At 61.9% G+C, this 21,216-nt stretch carries 19 protein-coding genes; 15 read left to right on the top strand and 4 right to left on the bottom strand.

The window, feature by feature from the left end; translation table 11 throughout:
* Positions 1-16 precede the first annotated feature (16 nt).
* The 3 genes from ubiG to MRBLMS1_RS22850 form a co-directional block, all read right to left on the bottom strand.
* Positions 17-712 carry a bifunctional 2-polyprenyl-6-hydroxyphenol methylase/3-demethylubiquinol 3-O-methyltransferase UbiG gene (ubiG, locus tag MRBLMS1_RS22860; protein WP_034751812.1) on the bottom strand — a complete coding sequence of 232 codons (696 nt, stop codon included), beginning with the start codon at positions 710-712 and terminating at the stop codon, positions 17-19.
* 127 nt (positions 713-839) lie between these two features.
* Positions 840-1,550 (bottom strand): outer membrane protein OmpA, encoded by a 711-nt coding sequence (gene ompA / locus MRBLMS1_RS22855; RefSeq protein ID WP_034751810.1) that lies wholly within the window; start codon positions 1,548-1,550, stop codon positions 840-842.
* Positions 1,551-1,714: 164 nt separating this feature from the next.
* The gene (locus MRBLMS1_RS22850; protein WP_436482815.1) at positions 1,715-2,068 is read right to left on the bottom strand and encodes a hypothetical protein; all 354 of its coding nucleotides are present in this window, start codon (positions 2,066-2,068) and stop codon (positions 1,715-1,717) included.
* A gap of 138 nt (positions 2,069-2,206) precedes the next feature.
* On the opposite strand from MRBLMS1_RS22850, the gene gyrA reads away from it, so the two are divergent.
* The 15 genes from gyrA (at position 2,207) to MRBLMS1_RS22775 (ending at position 19,429) form a co-directional block, all read left to right on the top strand.
* Positions 2,207-4,885 carry a DNA gyrase subunit A gene (gene gyrA / locus MRBLMS1_RS22845; RefSeq protein WP_139090384.1) on the top strand — a complete coding sequence of 893 codons (2,679 nt, stop codon included), beginning with the start codon at positions 2,207-2,209 and terminating at the stop codon, positions 4,883-4,885.
* Positions 4,886-5,036: 151 nt separating this feature from the next.
* Positions 5,037-5,621: a DUF2059 domain-containing protein gene (locus MRBLMS1_RS22840; protein ID WP_070303970.1), complete on the top strand. Its 585-nt coding sequence runs from the start codon at positions 5,037-5,039 to the stop codon at positions 5,619-5,621.
* Between the two features lie 24 nt (positions 5,622-5,645).
* Positions 5,646-6,752 carry a 3-phosphoserine/phosphohydroxythreonine transaminase gene (gene serC, locus MRBLMS1_RS22835; RefSeq protein ID WP_485882139.1) on the top strand — a complete coding sequence of 369 codons (1,107 nt, stop codon included), beginning with the start codon at positions 5,646-5,648 and terminating at the stop codon, positions 6,750-6,752.
* Between the two features lie 179 nt (positions 6,753-6,931).
* Entirely contained in the window at positions 6,932-8,002 is a 1,071-nt protein-coding gene (pheA, locus tag MRBLMS1_RS22830) for a prephenate dehydratase (protein ID WP_485882642.1), read from the top strand.
* A 149-nt stretch (positions 8,003-8,151) separates the two neighbouring features.
* On the top strand, positions 8,152-9,258 hold the full coding sequence (gene hisC / locus MRBLMS1_RS22825; RefSeq protein ID WP_034751805.1) for a histidinol-phosphate transaminase: 1,107 nt from the start codon (positions 8,152-8,154) through the stop codon (positions 9,256-9,258).
* A gap of 4 nt (positions 9,259-9,262) precedes the next feature.
* A complete protein-coding gene (locus MRBLMS1_RS22820) occupies positions 9,263-10,171 on the top strand; it encodes a prephenate dehydrogenase (protein WP_456148815.1) in 909 nt (302 codons plus the stop codon).
* An 18-nt stretch (positions 10,172-10,189) separates the two neighbouring features.
* Entirely contained in the window at positions 10,190-11,545 is a 1,356-nt protein-coding gene (gene aroA / locus MRBLMS1_RS22815) for a 3-phosphoshikimate 1-carboxyvinyltransferase (RefSeq protein ID WP_485882136.1), read from the top strand.
* Between the two features lie 15 nt (positions 11,546-11,560).
* Positions 11,561-12,229: a (d)CMP kinase gene (gene cmk / locus MRBLMS1_RS22810; protein ID WP_046682679.1), complete on the top strand. Its 669-nt coding sequence runs from the start codon at positions 11,561-11,563 to the stop codon at positions 12,227-12,229.
* A gap of 118 nt (positions 12,230-12,347) precedes the next feature.
* Entirely contained in the window at positions 12,348-14,060 is a 1,713-nt protein-coding gene (rpsA, locus tag MRBLMS1_RS22805) for a 30S ribosomal protein S1 (RefSeq protein WP_071650172.1), read from the top strand.
* A 17-nt stretch (positions 14,061-14,077) separates the two neighbouring features.
* On the top strand, positions 14,078-14,383 hold the full coding sequence (locus MRBLMS1_RS22800; protein WP_008446215.1) for an integration host factor subunit beta: 306 nt from the start codon (positions 14,078-14,080) through the stop codon (positions 14,381-14,383).
* A gap of 241 nt (positions 14,384-14,624) precedes the next feature.
* Entirely contained in the window at positions 14,625-14,927 is a 303-nt protein-coding gene (locus MRBLMS1_RS22795; RefSeq protein ID WP_034751796.1) for a LapA family protein, read from the top strand.
* A gap of 46 nt (positions 14,928-14,973) precedes the next feature.
* Entirely contained in the window at positions 14,974-16,149 is a 1,176-nt protein-coding gene (gene lapB, locus MRBLMS1_RS22790) for a lipopolysaccharide assembly protein LapB (protein WP_128140247.1), read from the top strand.
* A gap of 79 nt (positions 16,150-16,228) precedes the next feature.
* The gene (locus tag MRBLMS1_RS22785) at positions 16,229-17,596 is read left to right on the top strand and encodes a UDP-glucose dehydrogenase family protein (RefSeq protein ID WP_072454428.1); all 1,368 of its coding nucleotides are present in this window, start codon (positions 16,229-16,231) and stop codon (positions 17,594-17,596) included.
* A complete protein-coding gene (gene rfaE1, locus MRBLMS1_RS22780; RefSeq protein WP_051991229.1) occupies positions 17,593-18,546 on the top strand; it encodes a D-glycero-beta-D-manno-heptose-7-phosphate kinase in 954 nt (317 codons plus the stop codon). The genes MRBLMS1_RS22785 and rfaE1 overlap by 4 nt, the downstream gene beginning before the upstream one ends.
* A 178-nt stretch (positions 18,547-18,724) precedes the next feature.
* The gene (locus MRBLMS1_RS22775) at positions 18,725-19,429 is read left to right on the top strand and encodes a ComEA family DNA-binding protein (protein WP_485882131.1); all 705 of its coding nucleotides are present in this window, start codon (positions 18,725-18,727) and stop codon (positions 19,427-19,429) included.
* A 94-nt stretch (positions 19,430-19,523) separates the two neighbouring features.
* Here the strand turns inward: MRBLMS1_RS22775 and MRBLMS1_RS22770 are convergent, their stop codons facing one another.
* A complete protein-coding gene (locus MRBLMS1_RS22770) occupies positions 19,524-21,089 on the bottom strand; it encodes a phospholipase D family protein (protein WP_485882129.1) in 1,566 nt (521 codons plus the stop codon).
* Positions 21,090-21,216: the final 127 nt, after the last annotated feature.

Genomic DNA, 21,216 nt, shown 5'->3' with positions numbered 1-21,216 from the left:
GTATTGTGCGTGATGGTTACAGCGGCCGGGTGCAGGCCACCAGGTAATTGACGCTCGTATCGCTATTAAGTGAGTAAATCTTGGTCAGCGGATTGTAGCCCATGCCGCGCATGCTATTGACGTCCAGGCCGGCGCTGCGCAGGTATTGCGACAGTTCGGCCGGGGTGATGAATTTGTCATAGTCGTGCGTGCCTTTCGGCAACAGGCGCAGCAGGTATTCGGCGCCCAGGATGGCGAACAGATACGCTTTCGGGTTGCGGTTCAGGGTCGACAGGAACACGTGGCCGCCCGGTTTGACCAGCGCGGCGCAAGCCTTGACGATGGCGGCGGGGTCCGGCACGTGCTCGAGCATTTCCATGCACGTCACGACGTCGTACTGGCCCGGCTCTTCCTCGGCCATGGCTTCGGCGGCGATCAGCTTGTAGCGTACCTTGGCGCCCGATTCCAGGCTGTGCAGGTCGGCAACTTTCAAGGCCTTGTCCGACAGGTCGATACCCGTCACGTCGGCGCCCTTGCGGGCCATCGATTCGGCCAGGATGCCGCCGCCGCAGCCGATGTCGATCACGCGCTTGCCGGCCAGCGGCACTTTCGCGTTGATCCATTCCAGGCGCAGGGGGTTAATTTCGTGCAGGGGACGAAACTCGGAAGTGGGGTCCCACCAGCGGTGGGCCAGCTCACTGAATTTTTGGATTTCGAGAGGGTCGGCGTTCATAGGTCGAATAATAGCGGCAATTTTACAATTGGGCAGCCGCGGACGAAAAAAAACCCCGCCGTAGCGGGGTTTTTCATGCTGTTCTTGACTTGCGCGATGACTTGCGGCAAGTCCAGTGGATCAGCTATTACTTGTTGCGGGTACCAACAACTTCGATTTCCACGCGACGGTTTTTCGCACGGCCTTCGGCAGTTTTGTTATCAGCAACAGGTTGTTTTTCGCCTTTGCCTTCGGTGTACACGCGGTTGCTTTCAACGCCTTTGTTGACCAGGTAGGCTTTGACAGCATCAGCACGACGTACCGACAGTTTTTGGTTGTAAGCATCGGTGCCGACGGAGTCGGTGTGACCCACAGCGATGATGACTTCCAGGTTGATGCCACCCAGTTGTGCGGCCAGCTCGTCCAGCTTGGACTTGCCTTCTGGCTTCAGCGTAGCTTTGTCGAAATCGAAGAATGCATCAGCAGCGAAGCTGACTTTTTCCGAGGTAGGAGCAACTACGACTGGCACTGGCACGACTGGTGCCGGTGCTGGAGCAGGTACGACTGGTGCTGGAGGAGCTACGCATTTGCCGTCTTGCAGGGTTTCTGGCTCTACGCACAGTGGTACGTCGCAACCTGGCACTGCGTCAGCAGGTGTCCAGTAGCCGGTACGCCAGCACAGGCCGAATGGGTCACGCACGATTACGCCGCGGGCATCTTGCACGTAAGCGCTTTTTGGGCTTGGTGCTTTGATGTCAGTGGTAACTGGCGCGAATGGTGGGGAGGTTGGGGTTTGGGCCGAAGCCGAGCCAGCAATCACTGCGGATGCAGCGAAAAACAGCGTTACAAATTTATTCATTCTTTTTTCCTTTCGGGGGGTGATATCCGCAGAACAACACTGCGCTACTGGTGCTACGTGCCAAGATTTTATCATGTAGACCATATGCGCTCGTTTCAGATTGCGAAACTAGCAATTAACTTCCCAGTCATTTTGCCACACGCATCAGGGGCACACGACCGTGGTTAAATCAAAGCTTGCCCGATTTTAGACCGTGCGTTGTTTTTGCGCAACGAAAATGCCCATTTGTAACGCATCTGTAACAATTGATCGCTTTTCTTGCCACTTTTAAGGGCAGGTATCTTGAACTGACATTGCCATTGTGCATTATCGACAGGGCAACATGCACGGCCCTGGTGCAAACTACCAATCTTGCCGGTATGGCCAATTTGTACAGGTAGCTGGGCGCGCATGCTAAAATCGTGCGCTTGACTGTTAAGAGTGTCGAGCAAATGCCCACGGCGGCACTGCATGGCCAGCACGTACCCTTGCGGTACCCGTACTGGCCGCGCCGCCAGCCCGCCGATTTGTTCAGGCACTCTGCGACATGGAAACCGGGCCACGCCAGCAGCGCGCGGCGCGGCGTCCACGACGACAGCCACCCAGGATATGCAGTATTGCGTCATACATTGCGTAACAGATAAGTTAACCACAGCCTGAGATCAGTCGAACCGCCAATGGATCAATTCGCAAAAGAAACAATTCCTATTTCCCTCGAAGAAGAGATGCGCAAGAGCTACCTCGATTACGCCATGAGCGTGATCGTCGGTCGCGCCTTGCCCGATGCGCGCGATGGCTTGAAGCCAGTGCACCGCCGCGTCTTGTTCGCGATGCATGAAATGAATAACGTGTGGAACCGCCCTTACGTCAAGTGCGCCCGCGTGGTCGGCGAAACCATGGGTAAATACCATCCCCACGGCGATGCCTCGATCTACGACACGCTGGTGCGCATGGCGCAAGATTTTTCGCTGCGCTACATGCTCGTCGATGGCCAGGGCAACTTCGGTTCCGTCGACGGCGATGGCGCCGCGGCAATGCGTTACACCGAGTGCCGCCTGGACAAGATCGCCAGCGAGCTGCTGGCCGATATCGACAAGGATACCGTCGACTTCCAGCCCAACTACGATGGCAAGGAAAAGGAACCGACGGTCTTGCCGACGCGTATCCCGAACCTGCTGATCAATGGCTCGTCCGGTATCGCGGTCGGCATGGCGACGAACATTCCGCCACATAACATCACCGAAGTCATCGACGGCGCGCTGCACGTGCTGCGCAATCCCGAGTGCACGATCGATGAATTGATCGAGCTGATCCCTGCGCCGGACTTCCCGACGGCGGGCATCATCTATGGCGTGTCCGGCGTGCGCGATGGCTACCGCACGGGCCGCGGCCGCGTCGTGATGCGCGCCAAGACGCACTTCGAAGAATACGGCAAGGATGGCGGCCGCATCGCCATCATCGTCGACGAGCTGCCATTCCAGGTCAACAAGAAATCCTTGCTGGAACGTATCGCTGAAAACGTGCGCGACAAGAAGCTCGACGGCATTTCCGACATCCGCGACGAATCCGACAAGTCGGGCATGCGCGTGGTGATCGAGCTGAAACGGGGCGAAGTGCCGGAAGTGGTGCTGAACAATCTGTACAAGCAGACCCAGTTGCAAGACACCTTCGGCATGAACATGGTAGCCCTGGTCGATGGCCAGCCCAAGCTGCTGAACCTCAAGCAGATGCTGCAATGCTTCCTGTCGCACCGCCGCGAAGTGGTGACGCGCCGTACCGTGTTCGAACTGCGCAAGGCGCGCGAACGCGGCCACGTGCTCGAAGGCCTGGCGGTCGCGCTGGCCAACATCGATGACTTCATCGCCATCATCAAGGCCGCGCCGACGCCGCCGATCGCCAAGGTCGAGCTGATGGCCAAGGCCTGGGATTCCTCCGTCGTGCGCGAAATGCTGGCCCGCACGGGCGACGGCACGACGCCGGGCGGCGTGGACGCCTACCGTCCGGAAAACCTGCCGAAGCACTACGGCATGCAGACGGATGGCCTGTACAAGCTGTCGGACGACCAGGCGCAGGAAATTCTGCAGATGCGCCTGCAGCGCCTGACCGGCCTGGAACAGGACAAGATCGTCAACGAGTACAAGGACGTGATGGAGCATATCGCCGACTTGCTCGACATCCTGGCCAAGCCGGAACGCGTGACCGTCATCATCACCGATGAAATGACGGCGGCGAAGAACGAATACGGCGCAGGCAACAAGGACGTGCGCCGCTCGCAGATCGAGTTGAATGCGACCGACCTGGAAACGGAAGACCTGATCACGCCGCAGGACATGGTCGTGACCCTGTCGCACACCGGCTACATGAAGGCCCAGCCGATCACCGAATACCGCGCGCAGAAGCGCGGCGGTCGCGGCAAGCAGGCGATGGCGACGAAAGAGGAAGACTGGATCGACCAGCTGTTCATCGCCAATACGCACGACTACATCCTGTGCTTCTCGGATCGTGGCCGCATGTACTGGCTGAAGGTGTGGGAAGTGCCGCAAGGCTCGCGCAATTCGCGCGGCAAGCCGATCGTCAACATGTTCCCGCTGCAGGACAACGAAAAGATCACCGTGATCCTGCCGCTGTCGGGCGAGAACCGCACGTTCCCGGAAGACCATTATGTGTTCATGTCGACCAGCCTGGGCACCGTCAAGAAGACGCCGCTGAAGGACTTCAGCAATCCACGCAAGGCCGGCATCATCGCGGTCGACCTGGACGACGGCGACTTCCTGATCGGCGCGGCGCTGACCGACGGCCAGCACGACGTGATGCTGTTCTCCGATTCGGGCAAGGCAGTGCGCTTCGACGAAAACGACGTGCGTCCGATGGGCCGTACGGCGCGCGGCGTGCGCGGCATGAACCTGGAAGAAGGCCAGCATGTGATCGCCCTGCTGGTGGCCGAGAACGAGCAGCAGTCGGTGCTGACGGCCACGGAAAACGGTTACGGCAAGCGTACGCCGATCACCGAGTACACGCGCCATGGCCGTGGCACGAAAGGCATGATCGCCATCCAGACCAGCGAGCGTAACGGTAAAGTGGTTGCCGCGACCCTGGTCGATACCAGCGATGAAATCATGCTGATCACCACCGGTGGCGTCTTGATCCGCACCCGCGTGTCGGAAATCCGCGAGATGGGCCGTGCGACGCAGGGCGTGACCCTGATCGCCGTGGAAGACGGCACCAAGCTGTCCGGCCTGCAGCGCGTGGTGGAAACGGATATTGACGAAGTCGAGCTGACGACGGAGGCGGACGCCGCGCCTTCGCCGGCAGCGGCTGAACCAGCCGATCCGGTCGATCCGGCACAGCCGGAGTAAGATGATTGGGGCTCTTTCGGGAGCCCCAATTGCTATTGGCGCGTGCTTATGCCGCCAGCAGAATTGCGTAGGTCGGCTTGGCCCGTCGGGCGTAAGCCGACAGGTCTTCCGGCCGCCACCCTTTTACCAGTCATTCAAGACCCCGCATGCCATGAGAAAAATCGTCGCCACCTTCTTCGCCGCGTTTTCGCTGGCCTTCCTCGCTACCTTGCCGGCCCTGGCCCAGAGCACGCAAGCCACGCCCGCGCGCCAGGCGGCGCCCAGCCCCGCCATGAAAGTGGCCGTGCGGCGCATGCTCGACGCGATGCAGTTCCCGCAACTGACGCGCAGCATCTTCGACCAGATGCTGCAATCGGTGCCCGCCATGATCCGCCAGTCGGCGCAGCAGCAAATCAACACCAACCCGAAACTGGACGAACAGCGCAAGGCGCGGGCGCTGGCCAGCGCCGAGGAAGAAATCCCCCTGGCCATCGCCACCCTGACGCAGGTACTGGCCGACCCGACCCTGATCGACGAGCTGGGCGACGAAATGGTGCCCCTGTATGCGCGTTTTTACACGGTGCAGGAAGTCGAGCAGCTGACGGCCTTCTACAAGACGCCGCTGGGCCGCAAGATGCTGGCCACCATGCCGCAACTGTCCGCCGAATCGATGGCCATCAGCCAGCGCGTGCTGATCCCCCGCGTGAATGCCGTGCTTGACCAGGTCATGCGGGCGGCCACGCAGTCGCCCCAATAATTTCATTTTACTAAGGACCGTATCGTGACCCATCGAGCCGTAAGCCCTATCTACAACTTCTCCGCCGGCCCCGCCGTCCTGCCCAAGGAAGTGCTGGCGCAAGCGGCCGCCGAGATGCAGGACTGGCATGGCAGTGGCATGTCTGTGATGGAAATGAGCCACCGTGGTCCCGAATTCATCTCCATCTACAAGCAGGCAGTGGCCGACCTGCGCGAGCTGCTGGCCGTGCCCGACAATTACAAGATCCTGTTCCTGCAGGGCGGCGGCCTGGGCGAAAACGCCATCATCCCGATGAACCTGGCGGGCCTGGCCGCGCAGCAGCCGGCCACCGTCGACTTCGTGCATACGGGTTCGTGGTCGGGCAAGTCGATTGAGGAAGCGGCCAAGTATGCGAAGGTCAACGTGGCCGCGTCGTCCAAGGCTGCCCATTTCACGGGCGTGCCGCCCGTCTCCGAATGGAAGCTGACGCCAGGCGCCGCCTACCTGCACATCTGCACCAATGAAACCATCGACGGTGTGGAATTCCAGCAGGCGCCGAACGTGCCGGCAGGGACCACCATCGTGGCCGACATGTCCTCGCACATTCTGTCGCGCGTGATCGACGTGTCGCAATATGGCGTGATCTTCGGCGGCGCGCAGAAAAATATCGGCCCGGCCGGCCTGACCCTGGTCATCGTGCGCGAAGACTTGCTGGGCAAGGCGCTGCCGATCTGCCCGTCCGCCTTCGACTGGACCATCGTGGCCGAACATGAGTCGATGTACAACACGCCGCCCACCTACGGCATCTATATTGCCGGCCTGGTTTTCCAGTGGCTCAAACGCCAGGGTGGCGTTGCGGCCATGGAACAGCGTAATATTGAGAAAGCGGCTCTGCTGTACGCAGCGCTCGATGCGGACGACTTCTACCAGAACCGGGTCGAGCCCGCATACCGCTCGCGCATGACCATCCCGTTCTATCTGCGCGATGAAAGTCTGAACGACGCTTTCCTGGCCGGCGCCAAGCAGCGCGGCCTGCTGCAACTGAAGGGCCACAAGTCCGTCGGCGGCATGCGTGCATCGATCTATAACGCGATGCCGATCGAAGGCGTGCAAGCCTTAGTGAATTATCTGAACGAGTTTGCCGGACGCTAGAATGCCTGCCAAAAAGTCCAGGGCGTTGTTGCATTGCCTTGTCGTACATTCGTACTGCCAGCGGCAACGCGCCTAGCCCTGATCATTTTGTCCGGCATTCTCATGAGCAAGCGCGCCGGCTCGCCGCCGGCGCAGGCCGTGCGGCCATGATTGAAGTACAGCTGACGAAACAAACCACCATGACCGATAAATTGAAACCGCTGCGCGAACAGATCGATGCGATCGACGCGCAAATCCTCGAACTGCTGAACCGCCGCGCGCAAATCGCCCAGGAAGTGGGTCACGTGAAGGCCGAAACGCAGGCGCCCGTGTTCCGTCCCGAGCGCGAAGCGCAGGTGCTGCGCGGCGTGGCCGAGCGCAATCCCGGTCCTATGGGCGACCGCGAAGTGCAGACCATCTTCCGTGAAATCATGTCGTCCTGCCGCTCGCTGGAAAAGCGCGTGACCGTGGCGTATCTGGGCCCGGCCGGCACCTTCAGCGAACAGGCCGTGTATCAGCAGTTCGGCAGCGCCGTCGAAGGCTTGCCGTGCGCGTCCATCGATGAAGTATTCCGTTCCGCCGAGGCAGGGACGGCGGACTTCGGCGTCGTGCCGATCGAGAATTCCTCGGAAGGCGCCGTCAACCGCACGCTGGACATGATGCTGCAGACTAGCCTCATCATCAGCGGCGAGGTGGCGATCGCCGTGCACCACAGCCTGATGACGAAGAGCGGCAACATGGATGGCGTCACGTCCATCTGCGCCCATTCGCAGGCGCTGGCGCAGTGCCAGGTGTGGCTGAACCAGAATTATCCGCACATCGAGCGCCGCGCCGTGGCCTCGAACGCCGAGGCGGCCCGCATGGCCGGCGAAGATGGCACGGTGGCGGCGATTGCCAGCGAACTGGCGGGCGCGCAGTACAAGCTGGGCGTGGTCAAGGGCCATATCCAGGACGACCCGCACAACCGCACGCGCTTTGCCATCGTGGGCACCTTGCAGACGGCGCCGTCGGGCAAGGACCAGACGTCGCTGGTATTGGCCGTGCCGAACAAGGCGGGCGCCGTGTACCAGTTGCTGGCGCCCCTGGCCAAGCACGGCGTGTCGATGACGCGCTTCGAATCGCGCCCGGCGCGCATGGGCAGCTGGGAGTATTATTTCTATGTCGACGTGGAGGGCCACGTGCACGATGCCGCCGTCGCCCAGGCGCTGGCCGAGCTGCAGAGCAATGCGGCGTTTTTCAAGGTGCTGGGGTCGTATCCGGTCAGTCTGTGACTTCGATTGATGCCTGTGGTGGTGCCGGATTACGCTCCGCTAATCCGACCTACCCGACATACGGTAAGCTGTAGCTTGGGTCAGCGCAGCGTAACCCAACAAACCACCTCCATTGACTGCCATTCATTCACCAACTTTTAAAGAACACCATGTCTAAAAATATCGGTCCAGAATACGTCCGCGCCATCGCCCCTTACCAGAGCGGCAAGCCGATCGCGGAAGTTGCGCGCGAATTCGGCCTCGACGAGGCAGCCATCGTCAAGCTGGCGTCGAATGAAAACCCGTACGGCATGCCGGAATCGGCGAAGCAGGCGATGATCGCCGCCATCGATGACCTGGGCCGCTATCCGGACGCCAACGGCTTCGACTTGAAAGCCGTGCTGTCCAAGCGCTACGACGTGCCGGCCGACTGGATCACCCTGGGCAATGGCAGCAACGACATCCTGGAAATCGCCGCGCACGCGTTCGTGCAGCATGGCCAATCCGTCGTCTACTCGCAGTACTCGTTCGCCGTGTACGCGCTGGCCACGCAAGGCCTGGGTGCGCGCCATATCGTCGTGCCGGCGCAAGCCTACGGCCATGACTTGGACGCGATGGCGGCGGCCATTGCCGACGACACGCGTCTGGTCTTCATCGCCAACCCGAACAACCCGACCGGCACCTTCCTGACGGCCGCGCAGCTGGAAGCCTTCCTGCAAAAAGTGCCGGCGCACGTCGTCGTTGTGCTGGACGAGGCCTACAACGAATTCCTGTCCGCCGACGACCAGTACGAGTCGACGGCGTGGGTGCGCCAGTATCCGAACCTGGTGGTGTCGCGCACCCTGTCGAAGGCCTACGGCCTGGCCGGCCTGCGCATCGGCTTTGCCATCGCCCAGCCCGTGCTGACGGACCTGATGAACCGCATCCGCCAGCCGTTCAACGTCAACTCGCTGGCGCAGGCCGCCGCGATTGCCGCCCTGAACGACAAGGCCTTCCTCGAGCAAAGCGCGCGCAACAACGCGGCCGGCTACCAGCAGTTCACGGAAGCGTTTGCGCAACTGGGCCTGGAATACGTGCCATCGCACGGCAATTTCGTGCTGGTGAAAGTGGGCGACGACGATGAAGCGGGCGCGCGCGTGAACCTGGCGCTGCTGAAACAGGGCGTGATCGTGCGTCCCGTCGGCAGCTACGGCTTGCCGCAATGGCTGCGCATTTCCATCGGCCTGCCGCAGGAAAACGCCATCTTCATCGCCGCGCTGACGAAAGCGCTGGCCTGACGATATGACGACGCCTGCACTGAACAAGGTAGTGATCTTTGGCGTAGGCCTGATCGGGGGCTCGTTCGCGCGCGCCCTGAAACACGCGGGCGCGGTGACCAAGGTTGTCGGCATGGGCCGCTCGCCGGCGTCGATGGCGCGCGCGCTCGAACTTGGCATCATCGACGCCATCGGCGGCGACATGGCGCAAGCCTTGCATGGCGCCGACCTGGTGCTGCTGGCCGCGCCCGTGGCGCAGACGGGCGCCATCCTGGCATCCATCGCGCCGCACCTGCAGCCGGGCACCATCGTCACCGATGCGGGCAGCACGAAAAGCGACGTGGTGGCAGCCGCGCGCGCGGCGCTCGGTGGCAAGGTGGGGCAATTCGTGCCCGGCCACCCGATCGCGGGGCGCGAGACGAATGGTCCCGATGCCGCCATCATCGACCTGTATCAAGGCAAGAAAGTGGTGCTCACGCCGCTGGCGGAAAACGCTGCGGACGACGTGGAGCGTGTGGCGGCCGCATGGCGCGCCTGCGGCGCCATCCTGCACACCTTGAGCCCCGAAGAACATGACAAGGTGTTTGCCGCCGTCAGCCATTTGCCGCATCTGCTGGCCTTTGCGCTGGTCGACGACATCGCCAATAAACCGCACGCGGGCCTGTTGTTCCAATACGCGGCCAGCGGCTTTCGCGACTTTACGCGCATCGCCGGCTCATCGCCGGAAATGTGGCGCGACATCAGCCTGGCCAACCAGCCGGCGCTGCTGCACGAACTGGACGCCTACCTGGCGCAGTTGACGACTTTGCGCGCCCACCTGGCCGCGAACGATGGCGCCGCCATCGAGGGCGTGTATGCGAACGCCCAGCACGCGCGGCAGCAATGGATCGAGGCGATTGAAACGGCGGAAGTGCCGGCCGCGCCCACACGATAAATACTCAAGGATTCCAGCATGACCCAGACCAAGTACTACCCCCACCATATCGATCTGAAACCGGTGATGCATGCCGAAGGCACGGTGCGCCTGCCCGGCTCGAAAAGCATTTCCAACCGTGTGCTGCTGCTGGCCGCGCTGGCTAAGGGCACGACGAAGATCATCGACCTGCTTGCCTCCGACGACACCTTCGTCATGCTGACGGCATTGACGTCGCTGGGCGTGAAATGGACGCAGGATGAATTGACGGGCGACCCGGCCACGGCCCACCAGGTGCACCACGTGGAAGGCTGCGGCGGCGTGTTCCCGCACCACGAGGCGGACCTGTTCATGGGCAATGCCGGCACGGCGATCCGCCCGCTGACGGCGGCCCTGGCCGTCATCGGCGGCGACTACACGCTGCACGGCGTGTCGCGCATGCACGAGCGCCCGATCGGCGACCTGGTCGACGCGCTGAACGCCGTCGGCACGCAGATCGAATACACGGGCGAGCAGGGCTTCCCGCCGCTGCGCATCCGCCGCGGCCACATCCACGCGCAGCGCATCGCCGTGCGCGGCAACGTGTCGAGCCAGTTCCTGACGGCCTTGCTGATGGTGGCGCCGCTGATGGCGCGCGACCATGCGGTCACCATAGCCGTGACGGGCGAGCTGATTTCGAAGCCGTACATCGAGATCACCCTGAACCTGATGCGCCGTTTCGGCGTGACGGTCGAGCATGACGGCTGGCAGTCGTTCACCGTGCAGCCGGGCCAGCAATATCAAAGCCCGGGCACGATCCACGTGGAAGGCGACGCCTCGTCGGCCTCGTATTTCCTGGCGGCCGGCGCCATCGGCGGCGGTCCCGTGCGCGTGGAAGGCGTGGGACGCGACAGCATCCAGGGCGACGTGCGTTTCGTCGAAGCCTTGCAGCGGATGGGCGCGACCATCACCATGGGCGAGAACTGGATCGAAGCCCGCTCGAACGGTGTATTGAAAGCTGTCGACATGGACTTCAACCACATTCCCGACGCGGCCATGACGATCGCCGTGGCGGCCCTGTACGCGGACGGCACCTCGACCTTGCGCAACATCGCCAGCTGGCGCGTGAAGGAAACGGACCGCCTGGCCGCCATGGCCACGGAATTGCGCAAACTCGGCGCCGAAGTGGAAGAGGGCGCCGACTACCTGCGCGTGACGCCGCCGGCCGAGATCGCCGCCGCCACCATCGACACCTATGACGACCACCGCATGGCCATGTGCTTCTCGCTGGCCTCGCTCGATGGCGCCGCGCGCCGCGGCAACGACATGCGCATCAACGACCCGAAATGCGTGGCCAAGACCTTCCCCGAGTATTTCGCCGCGTTTGCGGGGATTTCCAAAGACACTTTGATTTAATTGATTGCTCATACTATGCCGACCTCCCACATCCCAGTCATCGCCATCGACGGCCCCACCGCTTCCGGCAAGGGCACGGTGGCGCACCGCGTGGCCGACAAGCTGGGCTTTCATTACCTGGACTCGGGTGCGCTGTACCGCCTGACGGCCTTGAGCGCGCTGCGCCGCGGCACGGACTTGCGCGACGAGCATGCGCTGGCGAAGCTGGCCGAGCACTTGCCTTGCCACTTTGCCAATGGCGAGATCCTGCTGGCGCAGGAAAACGTCACCGAGCAGATCCGTGCCGAAGAAGTGGGCAATACGGCGTCGAAGATTGCCGTGTTGCCAACCGTACGCCAGGCCCTGGTCAGCTTGCAGCTGGGCTTTCGCAAGACGCCGGGCCTGGTGGCCGACGGGCGCGACATGGGCACGGTGATCTTCCCGCACGCCCAATTGAAGGTGTTCCTGACGGCCAGCGTCGAGGCGCGCGCGCAACGGCGCTACAAGCAATTGATAGACAAGGGTTTTTCTGCTAATATGGAAGACCTTCTGATGGATTTGCAGGCGCGGGACGAACGTGATACTCACCGTGCGATTGCGCCGCTGGTCCCCGCGGAAGGGGCGCATGTCCTCGATACGTCGGAAATGACGGCAGATGTTGCCGTTGAAACCGTGTTGAAATGGTATGCCGCCGCAGCAAAATAGCGTGTTGTTGTGCTATGTGGTGCCCGTTGACGGCTCCTGGCCTGTCCGGGTGTGTCAAAAACCTAACCCAGTTTAAGTCGCATCGTGCGATCTCTGCTGGATAACCTGTGTGAACCCTATGTCTACTGTTACAACTAACGAATCTACCGGTATGGAAAGTTTTGCTGCGCTCTTCGAGGAATCGTTGTCGCGTCAAGATATGCGCTCCGGCGAAGTTATTTCCGCTGAAGTCGTGCGCCTCGACCACAATTTCGTGATCGTGAACGCTGGCCTCAAATCCGAAGCATTCATCCCTGTCGAAGAATTCAAGAACGACCACGGCGAACTGGAAGTCAAAGTTGGTGACTTCGTTTCCGTGGCGATCGAATCGCTGGAAAATGGTTTCGGCGATACCATCCTGTCGCGCGATAAAGCCAAGCGTCTGGCTTCGTGGCTGGCTCTGGAAAAAGCGATGGAATCGGGCGAAATCGTCGTCGGTACCGTCAATGGTAAAGTCAAAGGCGGTCTGACCGTGTTGACCAACGGCATCCGCGCATTCCTGCCGGGCTCGCTGGTTGATACCCGTCCTGTCAAAGACACGACCCCATTCGAAGGCAAAACCCTCGAATTCAAAGTGATCAAGCTGGATCGCAAGCGTAACAACGTGGTTCTGTCCCGCCGCGCCGTCATCGAAGCTTCGATGGGCGAAGAGCGTCAGAAACTGATGGAAACGCTGAAAGAAGGCACGGTCGTGACCGGCGTCGTCAAAAATATCACCGACTACGGCGCGTTCGTGGATCTGGGCGGTATCGATGGCCTGCTGCACATCACCGACCTGGCATGGCGCCGTGTACGTCACCCGTCGGAAGTTCTGACGGTTGGCCAAGAAATCACCGCCAAAGTCCTGAAATACGATCAAGAGAAAAACCGTGTTTCGCTGGGCGTGAAACAACTGGGCGACGATCCTTGGACCGGTCTGTCCCGTCGTTACCCACAAAGCACCCGTCTGTTCGGTAAAGTAACGAACCTGACCGACTACGGCGCGTTCGTTGAAGTGGAACAGGGTATCGAAGGTCTGGTACACGTTTCCGAAATGGACTGGACGAACAAAAACGTTGCTCCTAACAAAGTTGTCCAACTGGGCGACGAAGTAGAAGTGATGGTTCTGGAAATCGACGAAGAGCGTCGTCGTATCTCGCTGGGTATGAAACAGTGCAAAGCCAACCCTTGGGATGACTTTGGCGTTACCCACAAGAAGGGCGATAAAGTCCGCGGCGCGATCAAATCGATCACCGACTTCGGCGTGTTCATCGGCCTGGCCGGCAACATCGACGGTCTGGTGCACCTGTCCGACCTGTCCTGGACCGAAACCGGCGAAGAAGCCGTGCGTCGCTTCAAGAAAGGTGACGAACTGGAAGCCATCGTTCTGGCCATCGACGTTGAGCGCGAGCGTGTTTCCCTGGGCGTCAAGCAACTGGAAGGTGACCCATTCAACAACTTCGCAGCCATGAACGACAAAGGCTCGCTGGTAACCGGTACCGTTAAATCGGTTGAGCCTAAAGGCGCCGTGATCCAACTGTCCGAAGAAGTTGAAGGCTACCTGCGCGCTTCCGAAATCTCGCGCGACCGCGTTGAAGATGCTGGTACGCACCTGAAAGTCGGCGACACCGTCGAAGCTATGGTGTTGAACATCGACCGCAAAGCCCGTGGTATCCAACTGTCGATCAAAGCGAAAGACAACGTTGAAACCCAGGAAGCTATGCAGAAGATGGCAGCTACCGACAACAACGCAGCTTCGGGCACCACCAGCCTGGGCGCCTTGTTGAAAGCTAAGTTCGATAACAAGAACTAAGACTGCGGATACGGCAGATGACAAAGTCCGAGCTGATCAACCGCCTCGCTGAGCGTTATTCTCAGCTGGTGGCGAAAGATGCGGAGTATGCCGTCAAGACCATTCTCGATGCGATGACCAACGCCCTGGCGACCGGTCAGCGTATCGAGATCCGCGGTTTTGGCAGTTTTGCCCTGAACAGCAGGCCCCCGCGCATCGGCCGCAACCCGAAATCCGGCGACAAGGTGATGGTTCCCGAAAAACGGGTACCGCACTTCAAACCGGGCAAACAGTTGCGCGAGCGCGTGGACGCGATGGTCGGGCAACCGATCATCGAGGATTAATCGTCTGCTGGAAGGCGACATAAAGAGCGGCGTCCTTGGATGCCGCTTTTTTTTGTTAATATGCTGTAGAGCACTGCTCAAACCTGCTGCGCGGCGCGCTTTGCGGCCGGCGATGCTCACCGTACTTCAGTACGGTTGCGCTTCTCGGCCACAAATCACTGCCGCTCGCTACGGTTTGATCAGCACTCTACGTTTGTGTCATGTGGCACGGGCATTTTTTTTGTTCTTTCTGGACCTATCGATGAAAATCATCTCCACCATCGTTGGCTGTGTTCTTTTCGTCCTGTTCTTCAGTTTTGCGCTGAAGAATGCGCAGGTTGTCGACCTGCATGTTTTCCTCAATTATGAAATTCGCGGCCCCCTGGTCCTGATGCTGCTGGGCTTTTTTGTCGCTGGCGCGAGCCTGGGCGTACTGGCCCTGACGCCGACCGTGTTCCGTCACCGCCGCGAAGCGACCAAGCAAAAAACCACCATTGCCGCGCTGCAGACCGTTGGCGTGGCCAGCAATGTCCAGCCGCAACCGGACAGCGTGAGCGCGCAGTAAGCGCCGCCGTCGCTCCTATCTCTCTTACTCGAATAAAAACAATCGCATGGATTTTGAACTCTGGTGGCTCTTGGGTATCCCGATGTTTTTCGCGCTGGGCTGGATTGCCGCGCGTGTGGACATTCATCAACTGGTGTCCGAATCGCGCAGCCTGCCGCGCAATTATTTCAAGGGCTTGAATTTCCTGCTCAATGAGCAGCATGACAAGGCCATCGACGCCTTCATCGAAGTCGTCAAGCTGGACCCGGAATCGGCCGATATGCACTTTGCGCTGGGCAACCTGTTCCGCCGCCGCGGCGAAACGGAGCGCGCCATCCGCGTGCACCAGAACTTGCTGGCGCGCCCGGACTTGCCGCTGGAACAGCAGGGCCATGCCGCCTATGAGCTGGGCATGGATTACCTGAAGGCGGGCTTGCTGGACCGCGCCGAAGAAACCTTCAACAGCCTGATCGACACGCAATATGCGGCCCAGGCACGCCGTGCGCTGCTGGAAATCTACCAGCGCGAAAAGGAATGGCCACGCGCCATCGAAGCGGCCGTGGGCTTGCAGGAATCGGGCGCCGGTGCGCGCCAGAAGGAAATCGCCCAGTTCTATTGCGAACTGGCGCATGACGCGCTCGTGCACATGAAGCCGGACGACGCCATGCCGCTGCTGGAAAAAGCCCTGCAGACGGACCGCAAGAGCGTGCGCGCCACCATCCTGACGGGCGACGTGCTGCTGGCGCGCGGCGACGTGGAAGGCGCGCTGACCACCTGGCGCCGCGTGGAGCAGCAAAGCGTGCCGCACGTGGCCCTGGTGGCGCAGCGCCTGATGGATGGCTACACCAAGCTGGGCCGTGCGCAGGAAGGCGTCAACCTGCTGCGTTCCTACCTGGAAGAGGCGTCGTCGATCGACCTGATCGAAGTCGTCTTCAAGGCCGTCATCGAGCTCGACGGCGTGGAAGCGGCGAAGCAGCTGGTCAGCGCCGAGCTGCGCCGCACGCCGACCCTGCTGGGCCTCGATAAACTGCTGGAAGCGCGCATGATGGACGCGCCGGCCGCGATCTGGTCCGAGCTGTCGATGGTGAAAAACCTCGTGCACGGCTACACGCAGAAGCTGGCCCGCTACCAGTGCAGCCACTGCGGCTTCAAGGCGCGCCAGTTCTACTGGCACTGCCCTGGCTGCAACAAGTGGGAAACCTATCCACCGCGCCGCACCGAAGAACTCAATGTCATGAACTGATTCGTACACGTCACCTTGCCCTGAGCAATGTGGCGTGTACTTCTATGTAGGACCTGCTTTTTATCCATACGGTACATCCATGAAAATCACTATTATCGGCACCGGCTATGTTGGCCTCGTGACCGGCGCCTGCCTGGCGGAGCTGGGCAACGACGTCTTTTGCCTCGACCTGGACGCACAAAAGGTCGCCTTGCTCAACAGCGGCGGCATTCCCATCCATGAACCGGGCCTGGAAGAAGTCGTGGCACGCAACCGCGCCGCCGGGCGCATGACCTTTTCCACCGACATTGAAGCGGCGGCCGCACACGGCGTGATGCAATTCATCGCCGTCGGCACGCCGCCCGATGAAGACGGCTCGGCCGACCTGCAATACGTGCTGGCCGCGGCGCGCGGCATCGGCAAGTACATGACGGACTTCAAGGTCATCGTCGACAAGTCGACCGTGCCCGTCGGCACGGCCGAAAAAGTGCGCGCCGCCATTCAGGGCGAACTCGATGCGCGCGGCGTGGCCGCCACGTTCTCGGTCGCGTCGAACCCGGAATTCCTCAAGGAAGGCGCGGCCGTCGAAGATTTCATGCGCCCCGACCGCATCGTCATCGGCGTCGACGCCACGCCGGAAGGCGAACGCGCGCGCGAATTGCTGAAAAGCCTGTACGCGCCGTTCAACCGCAACCACGAACGCACTTACTGGATGGACGTGCGCTCGGCCGAATTCACGAAGTATGCGGCCAACGCCATGCTGGCCACGCGCATCTCGTTCATGAATGAACTGGCGAACCTGGCCGACAAGGTGGGCGTCGACATCGAAGCCGTGCGCCACGGCATCGGCTCCGACCCGCGCATCGGCTACAGCTTCCTGTACGCCGGCTGCGGCTATGGCGGTTCGTGCTTCCCGAAAGACGTGCAGGCGCTCGAGCGCACGGCGCGCGGCCACGGCCAGGAATTGCTGATCCTGCGCGCCGTCGAAGCCGTCAACGACCAGCAGAAGCAGGTGCTGGGACGCAAAGTGGTTACTCGCTTCGGCGAAGATCTGACGGGCCGGCATTTCGCCGTGTGGGGCCTGGCCTTCAAGCCGAATACGGACGACATGCGCGAAGCGTCGGCCCGCGTGCTGCTGGCCGACTTGCTGGCGCGCGGCGCCACCGTGGCCGTGTACGACCCCGTCGCCATGGCCGAGGCGCGCCGCGTGCTGCAGCTGGACTTGACGCCGGAGCAGTTGGCGAAGGTACGTTTTGCCGACAGTTCGAAGGATGCGCTGCAGGATGCCGATGCGCTGGTCATCGTGACCGAATGGAAAGCCTTCCGCAGCCCCGACTTCGAGCAGGTCAAGGCGCGCCTGAAGCAGGCCGTGATCTTTGACGGGCGCAACCTGTTCGAGCCGGCCGTCATGGCCGAGAACGGCATCGAATACCACGGGATCGGTCGCTCGATCCTGACGCGCGCATGAGCGCCCAAGAGGTGGTCGCCTTGACGGCGCCGGCCGCATTGGCCCAGGTACGCCTGCTGGTGGTGGGCGACGTGATGCTGGATCGCTACTGGTTCGGCGATGTCAGCCGTATTTCGCCGGAAGCGCCCGTGCCCATCGTGCGCATCGAGAAGCGCGAAGAGCGCCTGGGCGGTGCGGCCAACGTGGCGCGCAACGCGGCCGCGCTGGGAGCGAAGACGAGCTTGCTGGGCGTGGTCGGCGACGACGAGGCCGGCAGCCAGGTCGAACGCCTGCTCGAGGGCGGCGGCATCCACAGCTATCTGCAGCGCGATGCGGCCATTTCCACCATCATCAAGCTGCGCGTGATCGGCCGCCAGCAGCAGATGCTGCGCATTGATTTCGAGGATGCGCCCAGCGATACGGTGCTGCGCGACAAGCTGGCGCAGTTCAATGCTCTCTTGCCGCACTACGATGTGGTGATCCTGTCGGACTACGCCAAGGGCAGCCTGGTGAACGTGGCCGAGATGATCAAGGCGGCACGTGCGGCCGGCAAGATCGTCATGGTCGACCCGAAAGGTGATGATTTCAGCCGCTATACAGGAGCGTCAGTGCTCACTCCGAATAAATCGGAACTGCGCCGCGTGATCGGCAACTGGAGCACGGAAGAGCAACTGACGGAACGCGCGCAGCAGATGCGCGCCCAGCTGGGCCTGGACGCCTTGCTGCTGACCCGTTCGGAAGAAGGCATGAGCTTGTACACGGCCGATGAGGTGCTGCACATGCCGACCGATGCGCGCGAAGTGTTCGACGTCTCGGGCGCCGGCGACACGGTGATCGCCACCATGGCGGCCATGCTGGGCGCCGGCATGGGCCTGGGCGAGGCCGTGCGCACGGCCAACCGGGCTGGCGGCATCGTCGTCGGCAAGCTGGGCACGGCCACCGTCACCCGCGACGAGCTGTTCCCGCAGTAACTATGTTGCTTTAATCCGCATCTTGCCTGCGCCAGGCCGTTTGATCTGGCGCAGGTTTTCCCCTCCTTCCGCTGTCCAGTCTTGTCAACCGTATCACGCCACAGCCGTTAAAGCCGTTAAGGCGCTGCTCTTCCCTTGCGTTCGAGTCATCTTGAAACCACACCACGGAGAGATACCCATGTTCAAAAAAATACTGCTGGCCATCGCCACCTTGATTGCGACGATGGGCTTTGCCTTTGCCCAGGTTGATGTCAACAAGGCGGACCAGGCGGCACTCGACAGCGTCAAGGGCATCGGCCCCGTCACGTCGAAAGCCATCATCGATGAACGTGCCAAGGGCGGCGCCTTCAAGGATTGGGCCGATTTCGAAAGCCGCGTGAAGGGCATCGGCCCGAAAAGTTCCGTGAAGCTGTCGGAAGCGGGCTTGCAGGTGAATGGCCAGTCCATGTCCGGCGCGCCAGCGGCGCCCGCTCCGGCGGCGAAAGCTGCCCCGGCAAAAAAGGACGCTGCTGTGAAGGAAGTTGCAGCGAAAGAAGCCGCACCGAAGCCAGCTGCTGCGACCGACACCGCTGCGGCACCAGCCAAGACAGCCGCTGAAACGAAGAAAGAAGCTGCTGCTGCGAAGAAAGAAGCCAAGGCCGCCGCTGCCGCCGCGAAAAAAGATGCAGCCGCAGCCAAGGTCGTCCCTGCCGCCGCCACTGCGCCAGCCGCCGCCGATGCCGCTCCCGTGAAAACGGCTGCTGAAATGAAGAAGGAAGCTGCTGCCGAGAAGAAGGCGGCTGCTGCCGCCAAGAAAGAAGCCAAGGCTGCGGAAGCGGCTGCGAAGAAGGAAGCCAAGCTGGCTGCGGCCGATGCGAAGAAGGCAGAAGCCGAGAAAAAGTAAGCGTGTTGCTGTAAGGCGTGTTGCGTGGTGGTGCCGCGCAGCACGAGAAGAAAACCCCGCGTGGTACCGGCCGCGCGGGGTTTTTTTTATGTGGCTACAGCTGCGACTCGATCGGCAGCCAGCGCATCACGGACACCAGCGTGCGGCGCCAGAAGCCCGTTTCCGGATCCTGCGTCCACACTTTGGCGGGCTCTTCGGTGGCGTCGGACCAGCGCAGGGCGCCGTTGTCGAGGAATAAACGGTAGCTGGTGTCGCTCGCCGTCGAGTGCAGGAACAGCGTGCGCATGTCCGCCGCCAGCGCGGCATCGTCGAACAGCACGCCCATTTCCGTGTTCAGCTGGGCCGAGCGCGGGTCGAGGTTGAAGGAGCCGACGAAGCCCCGTTGCCCATCGACCACCACGGCCTTGGTATGCAGGCTGGCGCGGCTCGAGCCCATCAGGCTGATGCGCTTGCGGTGCTGGGTCTTCAATTCAAACAGGTCGACGCCGCCGCCCAGCAGCATCTGGCGGTAGCGCGCATAGCCCGCATGGACGAGGGCCACGTCGGTGGCGGCCAGCGAGTTGGTCAGCACCTGGACCTTGACGCCGGCCGCGACCTTGTCGGCCAGGGTCTGCGTCAGCTCCGCGCCGGGCACAAAATAGGGTGAGGTCAGCAGCGCTTCCTCGCGCGCGTCCGTCAGCAGGGGCAGCAAGCTGTGCATGAGCCAGTGCTCGCTGCGCTGCAAACTGGCGATGGGCGCGGCTTTTTCCGGCGGATCCGACAATACTTGTACTTGGGTACTCCAGTGCAGGCGCACGCGGCCATCGAGGTGGGCCTGCAGCTGGCCCGCATCGGTCAGCTGGCGCAGGTAGGGAGAAGCGCCCAGTTCGCCCGTGAGTGCGTCGAGGCGGGCGCGCACAGCCTGCAGTTCAGCCGCACCCGCGTCCTTGCCCTCGTGCAAGGCGCCGATGGGGATGACGGCGCGGCTGTTCCAGAAGCGGTCAAAGATGTCGCTCGTCTGTTGCACGGCGGGCCCCACCAGCAGCAAGTCGGCATCCTGGAAATTGACTTGTTCGGCGGCATCGAAGTATTCATCGCCGATATTGCGTCCGCCGACGAGGGCGACCCTGCCATCGACGATCCAGGCCTTGTTGTGCATGCGCCGGTTCAGGCTGACGGCGCGCAAGGCCATTTCCACGGCACGCATCCAGATGCCGTCGCGGTTGCGGCCCGGATTGAAGATGCGCACGTCGATCAGCGGATGGCTGTCGAGCGCGAGGATGGCCGCGTCCTGGCCCCGTGCGTTGATATCGTCGAGCAATACGCGCACGCGCACGCCGCGGTCGGCCGCGCGCAGCAGTTCGCGCACCAGCAGGCGTCCCGTGACGTCGTTATGCCAGATGTAGTATTGCAGGTCGAGGCTGCGGCCCGCTTCGCGCGCGCTTAGGGCGCGCAGGGCGAACGCTTCCAGATTGTCGTCGATCAGGGCCGTGCCGCTGTGGCCCGGGCGTTGCGCCAGCTGCGGCGCCAGCACGCGGTCGAGCTGGGTGGCATCGATCGCCACGGGCAAGGCCGTGCCCGGCGCGCCCAGCGAGCGTTCGGCGAAGCGCCCGTAGCTGTACAGGGCGGCGATGCTGAGCATGGCAAACAAGGTGGCCAGCAGCAGCAATTTGACGAGCATGCGGCGCACCGTCAGCGGACCGCGCGCAGGCTGCGGCGTGCGGAGTGAAGGGTGGTCAGGCGCATGCGGTGTCTTTCGTGAGCGGGGCAACAGCCGATTGTAGCAGTTTCTATAACGCACGATTTTC

It is taken from the genome of Massilia sp. LMS1-1-1.1 (assembly GCF_040815535.1).
Lineage (GTDB): Bacteria > Pseudomonadota > Gammaproteobacteria > Burkholderiales > Burkholderiaceae_D > Janthinobacterium > Janthinobacterium aestuarii.
This window is presented reverse-complemented; position numbering and strand designations above follow the sequence as displayed.